The sequence below is a fragment of the Sphingosinicella xenopeptidilytica genome, assembly GCF_042676985.1.
In the GTDB taxonomy this organism is placed as follows: Bacteria; Pseudomonadota; Alphaproteobacteria; order Sphingomonadales; family Sphingomonadaceae; genus Sphingosinicella; species Sphingosinicella xenopeptidilytica.
This window is the reverse complement of the sequence record NZ_JBHTIK010000015.1, coordinates 440,313-455,070: the sequence shown is the minus strand read 5'-3', so window position 1 is coordinate 455,070 and position 14,758 is coordinate 440,313. Positions and strand designations below refer to the sequence as shown.

Annotated in this window: 13 protein-coding genes and 3 tRNA genes; 11 read left to right on the top strand and 5 right to left on the bottom strand. The window is 64.4% G+C overall.

Features of this window, described 5'->3' with window-relative positions:
- Window positions 1-128 precede the first annotated feature (128 nt).
- From lon to ACFQ00_RS18915, 3 genes are all read left to right on the top strand, one after another.
- The gene (gene lon, locus ACFQ00_RS18925; protein WP_381494638.1) at window positions 129-2,522 is read left to right on the top strand and encodes an endopeptidase La; all 2,394 of its coding nucleotides are present in this window, start codon (window positions 129-131) and stop codon (window positions 2,520-2,522) included.
- A 138-nt stretch (window positions 2,523-2,660) separates the two neighbouring features.
- Window positions 2,661-2,933 (top strand): HU family DNA-binding protein, encoded by a 273-nt coding sequence (locus ACFQ00_RS18920; protein WP_121049309.1) that lies wholly within the window; start codon window positions 2,661-2,663, stop codon window positions 2,931-2,933.
- A 137-nt stretch (window positions 2,934-3,070) separates the two neighbouring features.
- Window positions 3,071-3,145: transfer RNA gene (locus ACFQ00_RS18915), tRNA-Val, on the top strand.
- A 75-nt stretch (window positions 3,146-3,220) separates the two neighbouring features.
- Here the strand turns inward: ACFQ00_RS18915 and ACFQ00_RS18910 are convergent.
- Together ACFQ00_RS18910 and ACFQ00_RS18905 are read right to left on the bottom strand one after the other, a co-directional pair.
- Window positions 3,221-3,616 carry a DUF3597 domain-containing protein gene (locus ACFQ00_RS18910; RefSeq protein ID WP_381494633.1) on the bottom strand — a complete coding sequence of 132 codons (396 nt, stop codon included), beginning with the start codon at window positions 3,614-3,616 and terminating at the stop codon, window positions 3,221-3,223.
- A 130-nt stretch (window positions 3,617-3,746) separates the two neighbouring features.
- A tRNA-Val gene (locus tag ACFQ00_RS18905) sits at window positions 3,747-3,822 on the bottom strand.
- Between the two features lie 93 nt (window positions 3,823-3,915).
- On the opposite strand from ACFQ00_RS18905, the gene ACFQ00_RS18900 reads away from it, so the two are divergent.
- Entirely contained in the window at window positions 3,916-4,347 is a 432-nt protein-coding gene (locus ACFQ00_RS18900) for a peptidylprolyl isomerase (protein ID WP_374599275.1), read from the top strand.
- Between the two features lie 56 nt (window positions 4,348-4,403).
- Here ACFQ00_RS18900 and ACFQ00_RS18895 read toward each other — a convergent pair whose 3' ends face one another.
- Together ACFQ00_RS18895 and ACFQ00_RS18890 are read right to left on the bottom strand one after the other, a co-directional pair.
- On the bottom strand, window positions 4,404-4,664 hold the full coding sequence (locus ACFQ00_RS18895; RefSeq protein WP_271256087.1) for a GlsB/YeaQ/YmgE family stress response membrane protein: 261 nt from the start codon (window positions 4,662-4,664) through the stop codon (window positions 4,404-4,406).
- Between the two features lie 79 nt (window positions 4,665-4,743).
- Window positions 4,744-6,810, bottom strand: coding sequence for a 3-hydroxyacyl-CoA dehydrogenase NAD-binding domain-containing protein (locus tag ACFQ00_RS18890; RefSeq protein ID WP_381494628.1), 2,067 nt, complete (start codon window positions 6,808-6,810; stop codon window positions 4,744-4,746).
- 133 nt (window positions 6,811-6,943) lie between these two features.
- Between ACFQ00_RS18890 and ACFQ00_RS18885 the strand changes: the two genes are divergently transcribed.
- Both ACFQ00_RS18885 and ACFQ00_RS18880 read left to right on the top strand, forming a co-directional pair.
- Entirely contained in the window at window positions 6,944-8,116 is a 1,173-nt protein-coding gene (locus ACFQ00_RS18885) for a multidrug effflux MFS transporter (RefSeq protein WP_381494626.1), read from the top strand.
- 69 nt (window positions 8,117-8,185) lie between these two features.
- Window positions 8,186-8,962, top strand: a complete 777-nt coding sequence (locus tag ACFQ00_RS18880) for an SDR family NAD(P)-dependent oxidoreductase (protein ID WP_381494623.1) — start codon at window positions 8,186-8,188, stop codon at window positions 8,960-8,962.
- A gap of 10 nt (window positions 8,963-8,972) precedes the next feature.
- Here the strand turns inward: ACFQ00_RS18880 and ACFQ00_RS18875 are convergent, their stop codons facing one another.
- On the bottom strand, window positions 8,973-9,455 hold the full coding sequence (locus ACFQ00_RS18875) for an Lrp/AsnC family transcriptional regulator (RefSeq protein WP_293781529.1): 483 nt from the start codon (window positions 9,453-9,455) through the stop codon (window positions 8,973-8,975).
- A 157-nt stretch (window positions 9,456-9,612) separates the two neighbouring features.
- On the opposite strand from ACFQ00_RS18875, the gene ACFQ00_RS18870 reads away from it, so the two are divergent.
- The 5 genes from ACFQ00_RS18870 to ACFQ00_RS18850 all read left to right on the top strand — a co-directional run bounded on the left by ACFQ00_RS18870 (window position 9,613) and on the right by ACFQ00_RS18850 (window position 14,692).
- Window positions 9,613-11,355, top strand: coding sequence for a sensor histidine kinase (locus tag ACFQ00_RS18870; RefSeq protein WP_381494620.1), 1,743 nt, complete (start codon window positions 9,613-9,615; stop codon window positions 11,353-11,355).
- A gap of 58 nt (window positions 11,356-11,413) precedes the next feature.
- Window positions 11,414-12,379: a thioredoxin-disulfide reductase gene (gene trxB / locus ACFQ00_RS18865; protein WP_381494616.1), complete on the top strand. Its 966-nt coding sequence runs from the start codon at window positions 11,414-11,416 to the stop codon at window positions 12,377-12,379.
- 2 nt (window positions 12,380-12,381) lie between these two features.
- Complete coding sequence (locus ACFQ00_RS18860; RefSeq protein ID WP_381494614.1) at window positions 12,382-13,302, top strand: LysR family transcriptional regulator; 921 nt, start codon at window positions 12,382-12,384, stop codon at window positions 13,300-13,302.
- 242 nt (window positions 13,303-13,544) lie between these two features.
- Window positions 13,545-14,576 carry a polysaccharide deacetylase family protein gene (locus tag ACFQ00_RS18855; RefSeq protein WP_381494611.1) on the top strand — a complete coding sequence of 344 codons (1,032 nt, stop codon included), beginning with the start codon at window positions 13,545-13,547 and terminating at the stop codon, window positions 14,574-14,576.
- 40 nt (window positions 14,577-14,616) lie between these two features.
- A tRNA-Ile gene (locus ACFQ00_RS18850) sits at window positions 14,617-14,692 on the top strand.
- The last annotated feature ends 66 nt before the right edge of the window (window positions 14,693-14,758 follow it).

Below are 14,758 nucleotides of genomic sequence, written 5' to 3'. Positions count from 1 at the left end.
ATTCACTCCCTCTTCAGTGAAAGCATGTAGGGTCGCCATTGTGCAGCGCCGCGACCGTGCCCATATTGGCACACAAGGAGGCGCGCGCTGCCCTTGGTGACGCGCCTGGCTGTGGAGTTGTTGAGAGAATGACCGAGACCTATCCCGTCCTCCCGCTGCGCGACATCGTGGTTTTCCCGCAGATGATCGTGCCGCTGTTCGTCGGGCGCGAAAAGTCCGTTGCGGCGCTCGAAGCGGTGATGACGGCGAACAAGAACGTCCTGCTGCTCTCGCAGCGCGACCCTGCCGAGGAAGACCCCGAAGGCAAGGATCTCTATGATGTCGGCACTGTCGCCACGGTGCTCCAGCTGCTGAAGCTGCCGGACGGCACCGTGAAGGTGCTCGTGGAAGGTCAGCACCGCGCTGAAGTGAAGACCGTGCGCGTGGAAGACTCCTATCTGGAAGCGGACGTTGCGCCGATCGAGGAAGAGGGCGCCGACGAGGCCGACCTCGAAGCCCTCGTGCGCTCGGCCGTGAAGCATTTCGAGCAGTACGTGCGCCTCAACAAGAAAGTGGCGCCGGAAGTCGTCGTGCAGGTCGGCCAGATCGAGGAACCCTCGCGGCTCGCCGATACGATCGCGTCCAACCTCAGCCTCAAGATCGCGGACAAGCAGGCGCTGCTCTCCGAGCGCTCGCCATCGAAGCGGCTGGAGATGGTCTTCGGCTTCATGGAAGGCGAGATGGGCGTGCTGCAGGTCGAGAAGAAGATCCGCAACCGCGTCAAACGCCAGATGGAGAAGACGCAGCGCGAATACTACCTCAACGAGCAGCTCAAGGCGATCCAGCGCGAGCTGGGGGACGGCGACGACGAGGGCCGCAGCGAGGTCGATGAGCTTGCCGACAAGGTCAAGAAGGCCAAGCTTTCCAAGGAAGCACGCGACAAGGCGGAAGGCGAGCTGAAGAAGCTGAAGGCGATGTCGCCGATGTCTGCCGAAGCGACGGTGGTGCGCAACTACCTCGACACGCTGCTGGCGCTGCCCTGGGGCAAGAAGACCAAGGTTCGCAAGGATATCCGCGCGGCGGAGAAGATTCTGGATGAGGATCACTACGGCCTCGACAAGGTCAAAGAGCGCATCCTCGAGTATCTCGCGGTGCAGAGCCGCGCAAACAAGCTGAAGGGGCCGATCCTGTGCCTCGTCGGCCCGCCCGGTGTCGGCAAGACCTCGCTCGGCCGCTCGATCGCGAAGGCGACGGGCCGCGAGTTCATCCGCCAGTCGCTCGGCGGCGTGCGCGACGAGGCCGAGATTCGTGGCCACCGGCGCACGTACATCGGCTCGATGCCCGGCAAGATCATCCAGAACCTGAAGAAGGCCGGCACTTCGAACCCGCTGTTCCTGCTCGACGAGATCGACAAGCTCGGTCAGGACTTCCGGGGCGATCCGTCGTCGGCGCTGCTCGAGGTGCTCGATCCGGAACAGAACGCCAAGTTCAACGACCACTATCTGGAAGTCGACTACGACCTTTCGGACGTGATGTTCGTGACGACGGCGAACAGCCTCAACATGCCGCAGCCGCTGCTCGACCGCATGGAGATCATCCGTCTCTCGGGCTACACCGAGGACGAGAAGCTCGAGATCGCCACGGCACACCTGCTGCCGAAGCAGATCGAATCGCACGGGCTGAAGGACGGCGAGTTCGCGATCGAAGACGCGGGCCTGCGCGACCTCATCCGCTACTACACGCGCGAGGCGGGCGTCCGCACGCTGGAGCGCGAGCTCGCCAGACTGGCACGCAAGGCGCTGCGCCAGATTCTGGAGGGTAAAGCCGAGAAGATCACGATCACCCCGGAAAACCTTGGCGAGTACGCCGGCGTGCAGAAGTTCCGCTTCGGCATCGGCGAGGAAGAGGATCAGGTCGGCGCGACCACCGGCCTCGCCTGGACGGAAGTGGGCGGCGAGCTTCTGACGATCGAGGCGGTGACGGTGCCCGGCAAGGGCGCGATCCGCACGACCGGCAAGCTCGGCGACGTGATGAAGGAATCGATTGAGGCCGCGAACTCGTTCATCAAGTCGCGCGCGCCGCAGTACGGCATCAAGCCGACCGTGTTCCAGGTGAAGGACATCCACGTGCACGTGCCGGAAGGCGCGACGCCAAAGGACGGTCCCTCGGCGGGCGTCGGCATGGTGACCTCGATCGTTTCGACGCTGACCGGCATTCCCGTCCGCAAGGATGTGGCGATGACGGGCGAGGTGACGTTGCGCGGCCGCGTGCTGCCGATCGGTGGTCTAAAGGAGAAGCTGCTCGCGGCGCTGCGCGGGGGAATCACCACGGTGCTGATCCCGGCAGAAAACGAGAAGGACCTCGCCGATATTCCGGCGAACGTGAAGGAGGGGCTAACGATTCGTCCCGTGAGTCACGTCGATCAGGTGCTTGCCGCGGCGCTCGTGCGTCCCATCGAGCCGATCGAGTGGGTCGAACCGGTGCTTCCGGCGCCTGCCGTGGCTCCGGCTTCGGAGGCTGGAGACCTTTCCGTCCGCCATTGAGACGAAAAAGCGATAAAAAGTTCGGGAAAGCCCCAAATTCTGCGGTTTTCCCTTTGACTCTCATAAAGCCGGGCACTTACATGGCGCCCGGCTTTTATTCGCCGATCCAACCACTCTTCCGTCTTGGGGGTACAGGGAATGAACAAGCAGGAACTTATCGGCTCGGTTGCGGACGCAGCAGGTCTTTCGCGCGTTGACGCGGGCAAGGCCGTTGAGGCCGTGTTCGAGAGCATCACGAAGGCCCTGAAGAAGGGTGACGAAGTTCGTCTCGTCGGCTTCGGCACCTTCGCGACGGCGAAGCGCAAGGCTTCGACGGGCCGTAACCCGCGCACGGGCGAAACGATGAAGATCGCCGCCAGCGTGCAGCCCAAGTTCAAGGCCGGCAAGGGCCTGAAGGACGCGGTCAACTAAAACCGCGCCCGCAAGGGTTTAGTCGAAGGGCGTCGCATCCGCGGCGCCCTTCGCATTTTGGGGCATGTTTCGTCAGAAACGGGCTGGACAGGGGGAGGGCAGGACCGTATCTGCTCCGCCGGTCCGGTACATCCGGCGGGCGCGTAGCTCAGCGGTAGAGCACTCCCTTCACACGGGAGGGGTCACAGGTTCAATCCCTGTCGCGCCCACCATTTCGCAGCACTTTCCATAAAAAAGATGCGGCAGCTTGCGCCGCCACACCCGGTTTTCGTCTTGTGGCGATCAGATCAGTCGAGCAGGTCGGCCGGTACCTTGCCGCCGTTTTTCGCGAGCTCGCGCAACACCGCCTTGTGCAGCCAGATATTCATTTCAGCGCTGCCGTTGAGCTCGCCCGTGTAGCCCAGTTCCTGCGCCAGCTCCTTGCGCTCGGTGAGGCTTGATTCGAGACCGAGAAGCTTCATCAGGTCCACGATGGACGTGCGCCAGTTGAGCTTTTGCGGCGACTTGTCGGCAAGGTTCGTGAGAATCGCTTCGACGTCCACCTCGCTGATCTCGACGGGCGGCGGAGGCGCGGCGGGTGCCGTGGGTGTCGCCGGCGCAGCGGGCGCTGCCACCTTGGGCGCAGGCGCGGCCTCGGCCTTTTTCCCGAAAATAGCGTCCTTGATCCGACCGAAAATGCTCATGGCCTTCCTCCTGTTCGCGCCGGGGCCGGCGGATTACGGTTTCCGTCGATGATGCGCTGCGATCATGACAGATGCATATCAACGGCCCGGCACCTTGCCGGTTCCTGAATGGTGCATTGAGGAAGAATGATGGTGGGCGGTGACGGGCTCGAACCGCCGACCCTCTCGGTGTAAACGAGATGCTCTACCAACTGAGCTAACCGCCCTTATTCACTTGCGCGTGCTTTTGCCCAACGGCTAGGGACGCGGCAAGCCCTATATCAGCAAAAGGACAGGCCGTGACCGCAGATACACTCGTGATGACGCTCGCAACGGGCGACGTGAAAATCCGCCTTCGCCCGGACGTGGCGCCGGGCCATGTCGAACGCATCCAGACGCTTGCCGACGAAGGCTTTTATGACGGCGTCGTGTTCCACCGCGTGATCCCCGGCTTCATGGCGCAGGGCGGCGATCCCACCGGCACGGGCATGGGCGGCTCCGACAAGCCCGATCTCAAGGCTGAATTCAACGACGTGCCGCACGTGCGCGGCGTTTGCTCGATGGCGCGCAGTGCCAACCCCAACTCGGGCAACAGCCAGTTCTTCATCTGCTTCGACGATGCGCGCTTCCTCGACCGTCAGTACACGGTGTGGGGCGAGGTGATCGAGGGCATGGAGCACATCGACGCCCTGCCGAAGGGCGAGCCGCCGCGCGAGCCCGGCAAGATCCTGAAGTTCCGTTCTGAAGCGTGAAGTTAAAAAAAAGGGCGTCCCCAAAGGACGCCCTTTTCATTTATCGCGACCCGGAACTAGCGGACGGCGCCGCGGCGGATCAGGTTCACGATCGCCAGCAGCACGACCGCACCCAGCAGCGACCATAGGATGGTCATAAGGTTGAGCGGTGCGTTCAGGATCGAGGCACCGCCGCCGAGCAGGAAGCCGGCGATCAGTGCGCCGACGACACCCACGACAATGTTCAGGAAAAGGCCCTGCTGGGCATCGGTACGCATGATCATGCTGGCGACCCAGCCGATCAGACCGCCGACGATAAGCACGAGAATGAGATTCATGGCGAACTCCCTCCATTGGCTCAGGCGAGAGCCTGAGCCAATAAAGCGAAGTAATCGCCGGATTGTTCCGTAGCCGCTCTCAGTTGAGGTCGCGGAAAGACTTCCCTTCGGCCGCCAGCTTCGTGAGAAGTGCGGCAGGCTTGAACGCCGCGCCGTGTATCTTCTCGTACTTTTCGAGGCCTTCGAGCACGGCCTTGAGGCCGACAGTATCACCGTAGAACATCGGGCCGCCGCGGTAGACCGGGAAGCCGTAGCCGTAGATCCACGCGACATCGATGTCGGACGGGCGCTGCGCGATGCCTTCTTCCAGGATCTTCGCCCCCTCGTTGATCATCGGATAGATGCAGCGTTCAAGGATTTCCGCGTCAGAAACCTGCCGACGCGCGATGCCGAGTTCGGCGGACTTCGCGAGGATGATCTCCTCGGCGACCTTCGAGGGCGTGCGATTGCGCTTCTCGTCGTAGTCGTAGAAGCCGCTGCCGGTCTTCTGCCCGCGCTTGCCGGCTTCGCAGAGCCGGTCGCGCACGGTTTCGCCCTTCGAAGTCGCAGCGGACCAGCCGATATCGAGCCCGGCGAGATCGGCCATCTGGAAGGGCCCCATCGGAAAGCCGAAGTCGTAGAGCACGCGGTCGACGTCCCACGGCATCGCGCCTTCGAGGATCAGCGCCTGCGCCTGATCCTGACGGGCACGAAGCATACGGTTGCCGATGAAGCCGAAGCAGACACCGGCGACGACCGCAACCTTGCCGATCGTCTTGGCGAGCCCCATCGCGGTGGCGAGCACGTCGGGCGCCGTTTTCGCGCCGCGCACGACCTCGAGCAGCTTCATCACGTTTGCGGGCGAGAAGAAGTGGAGGCCGACGACGTCCTGCGGCCGCGACGTGGCCGAGGCGATCTCGTCGACGTCGAGGTACGAGGTGTTGCTGGCGAGGATCGCGCCGGGCTTCGCGATGCGGTCGAGCTTCGCAAAGATCTCCTTCTTGACGGCCATGTCCTCGAACACCGCCTCGATGATGAGGTCGCAGTCCTTCAAAGCTTCAAGGTCGAGCACGGGGGTGAGGCGCCCCATGTTGGCTTCGACCGCTTCGGGCTTCAGGGCACCCTTGGCGGCGCTTGCCGCATAGTTCTTGCGCATGATGCCGACGCCGCGCTCGAGCGCTTCCGGGTTCGTTTCCACGATCGTGACCGGGATGCCCGCCGACAGGAAGTTCATGGAAATGCCGCCGCCCATCGTGCCCGCGCCGATCACGCCCACCGACTTCACGGGGCGCGGCGAGGTGCCTTCCGGCAGGTCCTTGATGCGCGCGGCCTGACGTTCGGCGAAAAAGATGTGGCGCTGCGCGGCGGACTGCGTGCCCGTCATCAGCTCCATGAACAGCTCGCGCTCGCGCTTCATGCCCTCTTCGAAGGGCAGGCTGACGGCGGCCTCGATACACTTGATGTTGGCTTCGGGCGCATCGAAGCCGCGGAACTTGCGGGCGTTCGCGGCGCGGAATTCGGCGAACAGCGCGGGCTCGGCAGTAACGCTGCGGTCGCGAATCTTCTTCAGCGGGCGATTTTCGGCGACGACCTTCTGCGCGAAGGCGATCGCGCCGCCGCGAAGATCAGCTTCATCGACGAGTTCGTCGACGAGGCCCGAATCGAGCGCTGCCTTCGCACCGATGGGGTTCCCGGACGTGACCATCTTGAGCGCAGCCTCGGCGCCGACGACACGCGGCAGGCGCTGTGTGCCGCCCGCGCCGGGAAGGAGGCCAAGCTTCACTTCGGGAAGGCCGAGCTTCGCGGACGGCACGGCGACGCGGTAATGCGCGCCGAGCGCGGTTTCGAGGCCGCCGCCAAGCGCGGTGCCGTGGATCGCGGCGATCACGGGCTTCGTCGCGCTTTCGATCACATCGATCATCTGGTGCAGGCTGGTACCGCGCGGCGGCTTGCCGAACTCGGTGATATCGGCGCCCGCGATGAACGTGCGGCCCGCGCAAATCAGCACGATCGCCTTCACTTCGGCATCGGCCACGGCAGACGTTACGCCCTCTGCGATACCGTCGCGCACCGGCGCCGAGAGCGCGTTCACGGGCGGTGAATTCACCGTGATCACGGCGATTTCCCCGTCGCGGGAAAGGTCGACAACGTCGTTGATGGCAGTCATAGCGGCAGTCTCCATCCGATGGCCCGAATCGGCGATCACGCATAGTGACACCTGTGCGGAGAGTCACCCGCCTAGAGGAACAGGAAGCGTGCACGGAACTTCACGAGAAAACGCGTCGAAATCGACGCTGGGCATGGTCGTCCTGCTGGGCGGCCTGACGGCGTTTGGGGCGCTCTCGATCGACATGTACCTGCCGGCGCTTCCTGTGATCGCTGCGGATTTCGGCGCGTCCGACGGTGTCGTCGAACGCTCTCTGGCGACGTTTCTTGCAGGCCTCGCACTCGGGCAGTTGTTCTACGGGCCGCTTTCGGACCGGATTGGGCGGCAGCCGCCGCTGATCGCGGGCATCGCCATTTATGTGCTGGCATCCGTGCTGTGCGTTTTCGCGACGTCTCCCAACATGCTGGCCGCACTTCGCTTCGGACAGGGGCTGGGAGCGTGCGCGGGTATGGTGATTTCACGCGCCATCGTTCGTGATGTGTTCGATCATCAGGAATCGGCGCGTGTGTTCTCGCTCATCATGCTCGTGTTCGGGCTGGCGCCGGTGCTGGCGCCGCTGCTCGGCAGCTATCTGATGGTGCTGACGAGCTGGCGGGCGATTTTCGTCTTCATGACGCTGTTCGGTCTCCTGATGCTCTATGCCGTCCTGTTCCGTCTCGGCGAGACGCGCTCCGATGCGACCGAAGCGACAGCGCGGGGCGAGCATCCGATCGCCGCGCTGACGCTGCTGGCGACCAACCGCAAGCTGCTCGGCTATATGCTCGCGAGCGCCTGCAACAGCGCGTGCCTCTTCACCTATATCTCGGCGTCCCCGGCGCTCATAATGGGCACCCACGGCGTTTCGCCGACCGGTTTCGGTTGGCTTTTCGGGATCAATGCCCTCGGACTTGTGCTTGCCAGCCAGTTCAATCGCTTTGCGCTTGCGCGCTTCCGGGCGGACAGCATCCTTGCCGTTGCGAGTATCATCGCCGCCTTGTTCGGGTTCACGTTCCTCGTGTTTGCGCTTCTGGACGTCGGCGGGCTTCCGGTGGCCATGGTGATGCTGTTCGGCATCCTTTCCAGCTTCGGCTTCATGATGGGCAATGCGAGCGCGGGTGCGCTTAGCGTGGACCCGTCTCGGGCGGGCTCGATCAGCGCGTTGATGGGCGCTACCGGTTTTACGGTAGGCGGCCTCGCGATGACGATTGCCAGCCTGTTCGCGGACGGAACCGCGGTTCCCATGGCGGCGGTGATGTGCGTGTCGCTCACGATCGCTGCGGTGGCCTTTTTCGGGCTGACACGCGGCGCCGCAGCCGCCCGTGGATGACCGTTTTCATAGCTGACGCCGCGGTGATGTGACGTCACAAATAGCCTCCGGACCAGAGGGAGGCGCGATATGGGCAAGCTCGCAGGCAAGACGGCGATCATCACGGGCGCGGCGAGTGGCATCGGCCGCGCCAGCGCACGGCTTTTCGCGGAGGAAGGCGCGCGCGTCTTCATCGCCGACCGCAGCGATGCGGTTCGCGATGTCGCCGCCGAGATCGGGAACGCGGCCACGGCCTTCACGGGAGACGCTGGCGACAAAAGCTTCGTCGATAGCCTCGTGGCGGCGGCGACGGCGGACGGTCCGCTCGACATCGCCTTTGCCAACGCCGGCATTTCCGGCGGCTTCAACCGGCTGCTCGAACTTGAGGTCAGCGAGTGGGAACAGGTACTGCGCGTGAACCTGATCGGCGTGTTCCTGCTGGTGCAGGCCGCCGCGCGGGAGATGGTGAAGACAGGGAGGGGGGCAATCCTCTGCACGGCCTCGGTCGCGGGTATCCGATCTGGCGCGGGCGGCTCGCCGTACAGCGCTTCCAAAGCGGGCGTGATCAATTTCGTGCAGACGAGCGCCTACCAGCTTTCCGGCACGGGCATCCGCATCAACGCGATCTGCCCGGGCGTCATCGAAACCGGGATGACGCAACCGATGTTCGATATGGCGCGCGAACGCGGCACCGAAGGCAAGATCGGCCAGCTCAACCCGCTGAAACGCGCTGCGCAGCCGATCGAGGTCGCGCGGCTGGCGGCATTCCTCGTTTCGGACGATGCGTCCTATGTGAACGGGCAGGCGGTTGCGGTCGACGGCGGATTGTCCGCCTCGCATCCGGTCATGCCCGGCAAAATCTGGTAAGTTCGCCCGGTCAGGCGTCGTCGACGGGGATGCCCGGCTGGTTCTTCGAAGTGCGGATGGTGAGCGACGTTTTCACGTGCTCGACATTCGGCGCCGAGGTGAGATGTGCGGTGAGGAAGCGCTGGAACTCCTGAAGGTCATGCGCGACGATTTTCAGGATGAAGTCGATCTCGCCGTTCAGCATGTGGCATTCGCGAACGGGCGGGAGCTGCGCGACGTGCTCCTCGAAGGCGCGGAGGTCGTTCTCCGCCTGACTCTTGAGGCTGACCATCGCGAAGACCATGATGCTGTAGCCGAGCGCCTCGGGATTGAGATCCGCATGGTAGCCGCGGATGATCCCGGCGGTTTCCAGCGCGCGGACGCGGCGGAGCGTCGGGGGAGCGGTGAGTCCGGCGCGTGCGGCGAGATCGACATTGGTGAGGCGGCCCTCGTCCTGAAGGCTTTTCAAAACGATCCGGTCGGTTTCGTCGATAATATGTCGATTCGACGGCATTCGCCGCAACCTTTCAATGATTTCTTGCGAACGGTTATAATATAGTTGCGAAGAAGCGCAATTCGAACACGTCGTAAAGGCGGATTTAACCGGAAGACTTCAAAACTCGCGCCAAACGGGACACATTACGTTCCCGAAAGGACTGCGCGATTCCGCGATGCGCCACGACGATACAATAAGAACGGCCGTTGCGCTGGCGGAGCGGGATTCTCCCGACGCCCGCGCGGCTGCCTTTCGTCAGCTCATCGACCTGTCGCTCCAGCGCCGGGATTGCGCGGATGCGCGCCTGCGGCGGCGTGCGCTGCGGGCGCTGTCGCGGCTGAGCCGGGATGTACCCGAATCGCTCAGGAACGCGATGATCGACAAGGCGGCGCGCGCGGGTGCGCGGAGCCTGCATCTGCGCCTGTTCCGGGGCCATGTTTCTCACCACTACGATCGGATGCTGCAGGTCGCACGCCTCGACGAGCCGGAATGGTGGCGGCTGGCTAGGCGCGCGCCAAGGCACCTCCATGCCGGGATGCTCTCTCGCCGCGATCTGCCGGGGCCGGTGCGTGAGCTGCTTTCGGGCGGTGCGGGGCCTGCTGCCGGAGGTGGGGCCGAACGGCTGTTCGTGCCCGATGCCGCGATTGCCGTGACGCCCGCCGCAGTGGTCGACAAAGCCCGCTTCGCGCCCACGATGCCGCCCGCAGTGCTCGATGAACCGGCCGCCCCGGCGCTCGAATCGGGGCGCAGCCAGATAAAGGAACTGCTGGACCGGATTTCGGCATTTCGCTCGCGCGGGCACGAGCCTGAAGAGGGCGAAGCCCCAGGAGAAGCGGCCTTCGAACCGCGTGAAAGCCCGCCTGTCGAGGAGCTGGAACGCCGATGGACCTGGCGCTGCGACGAGCAGGGCGTCCTCATCGAAAGCCCGGCGACGCCGCCGCAGCTTGTCGGCCACTGGCTTGTCGAGTTCGATACGCCGGACGGCAGCGGGCAGGTGCGCCGCGCGGCGGAGCGCCGCGTGCCGTTCCGCGACGTGATCGTCACCTGCCAGCCGGAGCTTGGGCTTCCCGGCCGCTGGCGCATGTCCGGCCTGCCGCAGTTCGATCGCAAGACCGGACGTTTCACGGGCTATTGGGGAAGCGCGATCGCGCTCGATCCGCCCGAGCGCATCGCCGTGGCGGCATCGCAGGCGGCGGGCCTCTTCGGCACGGGCGCATCGAGCGAGGCGTTCGCGACGATGGCGCACGAGGTGCGTACGCCGCTCAACGCCATCATCGGCTTCGCGCAGCTGATCGAGGGTGAAATCCTCGGCGAGGCGGGGGCCGAATACCGATCGCAGGCGGGCAGTATCCTGAAGCAGGCTGAGAAACTGCTGAGCGCGTTCGACGACCTTTCGGATGCCGCACGCATCGAACAGGGACGTTACCGGCCGGGACTCGGCACGTTCGACGCGGCCGCGAAGGCGCGTGAGGTGATCGCGCGCTACGAGGGGCTCGCCGGGGATCGCGGTGTGGCGCTGGTGCCCTTCGTGGCCGACAATATCCCCGCCGTCGCCTCCGATTCGTCGATTTTCGAGCGCGCGCTGGCGCGGTTGCTCACTGCCGCGGTGGCCTCTGCAGCGGCCGACGAATCGGTGCTGGTGATCGTGCAGGCCGAAGGCAGTGCGCTTCGCGTTGCGGTGACCCGGCCGCGCGCCACGCTCGGCAAGAGCGAGGACGAGCTGTTCGATCCTGCGGGCATCCCTCGCGGCGAGGATGCAGCGCCCATTCTGGGCGTTGGCTTCGGGCTCAAGCTTGTCGGCAGCCTTGCCGCGACCGTGAGCGGCACGTTCCGGCTGGCGCCGCACGTTTTCGAGCTTTCCATCCCGCTCGGGCAGCCGCGGCAGCGTCAGGATGAAGACGCAAGCGAGGCCTCGTAATTCGCGCATCCAGCGACTACATCTCCTGTCGACTTTTGGGCAGCAGGGATGAGGTGTGATGGGTGATACAAAGCAGGTTCGCGTTGCGGTGATTGGTTCGGGTCCGGCCGGATATACGGCCGGCGTCTATGCGGCGCGCGCAGCGCTCAATCCCGTCATCATCCGTGGCCTGCAGCCGGGTGGACAGCTCACCATCACCACGGATGTCGAGAATTGGCCGGGCGAATCGATGATCATGGGCCCCGACCTCATGGAGAAAATGGCCGCACAGGCGAAGCACGTGGGCGCAGAGATCGTCGACGACATTGTCTCCGACGTGGATTTCTCGCAGCGGCCGTTCCGGCTGACGCTCGATTCGGGGAATGTCTACCTCGCCGATACGGTCGTGATCGCGACCGGCGCGCAGGCGCGCTGGCTCGGGCTTGAGAGCGAGGGACGCTTCCGCGGCTTTGGCGTTTCGGCCTGCGCGACCTGCGACGGCTTCTTCTATCGCGGCAAGACCGTCGCGGTGGTCGGCGGCGGCAATACGGCCGTGGAGGAAGCGCTGTTCCTCACCAACTTCGCGCAGAAGGTGTATCTCATCCACCGCCGCGACGAACTGCGCGCGGACAAGACGAACCAGGCGCGCCTGCTCGCCAATCCGAAGGTCGAGGCTGTCTGGAACGCAGAGGTCGCCGAAGTGATCGGCGCCAGCGATCCGCTTGGCGTCACCGGCCTCAAGCTGCGCGGCACGAACGGCGGGTCCGACCGTACGCTCGATGTCGACGGCCTGTTCATCGCGATCGGTCACGATCCGGCGACGGCGCTGTTTAAGGGCAAGCTGAACATGGACGGGGAGGGCTATATCCTCACCGCGCCCGACAGCACCGCAACCTCCGTGCCCGGCGTGTTCGCGGCGGGCGACGTGAAGGACAAGGTGTTCCGTCAGGCCGTGACGGCCGCCGGCATGGGCTGCATGGCGGCGCTGGAGGCTGAGCGCTTCCTTGCGCACAATGAAGCCGGACTCGCGGAAGCGGCCGAGTAGCCGTGCTCGACTGGGAAAAGCTCAGGCTTTTTCATACGGTATCGGAAGCGGGCAGCTTCACCGAGGCTTCGCGCCGGCTTGGCATGAGCCAGCCGGCGCTGTCGCGCCAGATCGCATCGCTCGAGGAGACGCTCGGCGCCAAGCTGTTCCATCGCCACGCGCGCGGCCTCGCGATGACGCATGAGGGCGAGCAGCTTGCCGCCACCACTACCGAGATGTTCGAAAGCGTCGAACGCACGCGCCAGGCGATCGATCTTTCCAAAGACCGGCCGACCGGTGAGATTCGGCTGACGACGACCATGTCGTTCGGCTCGACGTGGCTGCCGACCATGCTTCCCGAATTTCTGGAGCGTTACCCGGATATCGAGATCAACATGGTGCTGGCGGACGACGATCTCGACCTTCAGAGGCGAGAAGCGGATGTCGCCATCCGGTTTCATCCCTCCACGCAGAACGATCTGGTGCAGCGGCAGCTCGCGGCGATCCGCTACCGCCTGTGCGGTTCGCCCGACTATTTCGCGCGCTACGGCGTGCCGCAAACGATCGCCGATCTCGATCATCACCGCATCATCGCCTTCGGCGAGACCGCGCCATCGACGATTCGCGGCGTCAACTGGATTCAGGATGTCGGCCATCAAGGACCGCCACGCCGTCCGGTGCTCGTCGTCAACAGTGTTTTCGGGATCCTGCAGGCGGTGGAAGCCGGTGTGGGCATTGCAGCATTGCCGAGCTATCTGATCCGTGCTTCCGGCCGTGTGAAGGTGATCCTGCCGGAGGTGCAGGGGCCTGTATTCCGAACCTATTTCGTTTATGTGCCTGAGCTTAGAAATGCTATAAGAATCAAGGTGTTACGTGATTTTCTCATCGAGAAGATGACCCCCGCGACGCTCGACATCGACGAGAGTTATGCGCTGGGCGCATAGCTGCATTGTGATTTGCGGCAGTGCACAATAGAGCCGGCTTTCCGTACATCACTCCCAACGCAGCAACACACCGCTGCAACGGAAATCGAAGGCCCGCTCCCCTCCCTCCCCGCGGGCCTCGGTAGACGGGTCCCCGGCTTCACCTCCCTCCCTCCCAAGAAGCCGGGGACCTAACCCTTTCCGAAACCTCCCCTTTTTGCAGCTTTACTTGCCGGAAACGTCCGAACGCTTATTGTCGCGACATGCTGGCCCCTTCGGACAATCAATACATCTCTTTCGGCCCGGAATTCGGCCAGCGCGTGCTCGTTTTCGTCGATACCGAAGAGGAGTTCGACTGGACGCAGCCGAAGAGCCGCGATTCGACATCGGTGAAATCGGTGAAGTCGCTGCGGAAGGTGCACAGCCTGATGCGCGGCTTCGACATCAAGCCCGCGTACATGGTCGACTATCCGGTGGCGACGACCCCCGAGAGCGTCGAGGTGCTGCGCGCGCTTTCCGAAAATGATGGCGCCACGATTGGCACGCAGCTGCATCCGTGGGTGAACCCGCCGTTCCTCGAACGTGTGGGCGGCCCGAACAGCTTTCCCGGCAACCTGCCGCGCGAGGTGGAGCGCGCCAAGATCAAGGCGCTGACCGAGGCCATCGACGAGAACTTCGGCGCGGCGCCGATCGTCTACAGGGCAGGGCGCTATGGTGTGGGGCCGAACACCGAGGCGCTGCTCGATGAACTCGGCTACCGGATGGACGTGTCCGTTCGGCCCTATTTCGATTATAGCGACGAAGGCGGTCCCAGTTTCCGCAACATCCGCCCGCAGCTTTACTGGACAGGGCCGGAACGCCGACTTCTCGAACTGCCGCTGACCTCCACCTTCACCGGCGGTCTGCGCGTGTTCGGCGAGCGCGCGTTTGAACTTGCAACGCGCGTACCGCGCCTGAACGGTCTCCTCTCGCGCACGTCGCTGCTCGGCCGCGTGGCGCTGACGCCCGAAGGCATACCGCTCGACGAGGCGATCCAGGCGATCGAGCTGCTCGTCGAGGCCGGAACGCAGATCTTCTCCATCTCCTTCCATTCGCCTTCGGTCGAGCCGGGCCATACGCCCTATGTGCGCGATGCGCGCGACCTCGCCGATTTCTATGCCTGGTGGGATGGCGTGCTGACGACTTTGACGCGCGCCGGCGTGAAGCCCGCCAGCGTCGAGGAGGTCGTCGCCGTAGCCCATGCCCAGCGCGACGGGAAGGCCGCCACTCTTGCGGAGCACGCCCTGAGCGTCTAAGCGCTGCGATCGTCCGGCACGGGGGAAAAGGCGGGGCGACGGGCCTGTAGCTCAATGGTTAGAGCTGGCCGCTCATAACGGCTAGGTTGGGGGTTCGAGTCCCTCCGGGCCCACCACGCATCGCCCCATCGGCCGCCCACGACTGATTGAACGGGCCACTGTTTTGCGTAAGTATGACAGTA

Coding starts and splice junctions, on each gene's coding strand:
- lon (WP_381494638.1), top strand. CDS start 129: ATGACCGAGACCTATCCCGTCCTCCCGCTGCGCGACATCGTGGTTTTC.
- ACFQ00_RS18920 (WP_121049309.1), top strand. CDS start 2,661: ATGAACAAGCAGGAACTTATCGGCTCGGTTGCGGACGCAGCAGGTCTT.
- ACFQ00_RS18910 (WP_381494633.1), bottom strand. CDS start 3,616: ATGAGCATTTTCGGTCGGATCAAGGACGCTATTTTCGGGAAAAAGGCC.
- ACFQ00_RS18900 (WP_374599275.1), top strand. CDS start 3,916: ATGACGCTCGCAACGGGCGACGTGAAAATCCGCCTTCGCCCGGACGTG.
- ACFQ00_RS18895 (WP_271256087.1), bottom strand. CDS start 4,664: ATGAATCTCATTCTCGTGCTTATCGTCGGCGGTCTGATCGGCTGGGTC.
- ACFQ00_RS18890 (WP_381494628.1), bottom strand. CDS start 6,810: ATGACTGCCATCAACGACGTTGTCGACCTTTCCCGCGACGGGGAAATC.
- ACFQ00_RS18885 (WP_381494626.1), top strand. CDS start 6,944: ATGGTCGTCCTGCTGGGCGGCCTGACGGCGTTTGGGGCGCTCTCGATC.
- ACFQ00_RS18880 (WP_381494623.1), top strand. CDS start 8,186: ATGGGCAAGCTCGCAGGCAAGACGGCGATCATCACGGGCGCGGCGAGT.
- ACFQ00_RS18875 (WP_293781529.1), bottom strand. CDS start 9,455: ATGCCGTCGAATCGACATATTATCGACGAAACCGACCGGATCGTTTTG.
- ACFQ00_RS18870 (WP_381494620.1), top strand. CDS start 9,613: ATGCGCCACGACGATACAATAAGAACGGCCGTTGCGCTGGCGGAGCGG.
- trxB (WP_381494616.1), top strand. CDS start 11,414: ATGGGTGATACAAAGCAGGTTCGCGTTGCGGTGATTGGTTCGGGTCCG.
- ACFQ00_RS18855 (WP_381494611.1), top strand. CDS start 13,545: ATGCTGGCCCCTTCGGACAATCAATACATCTCTTTCGGCCCGGAATTC.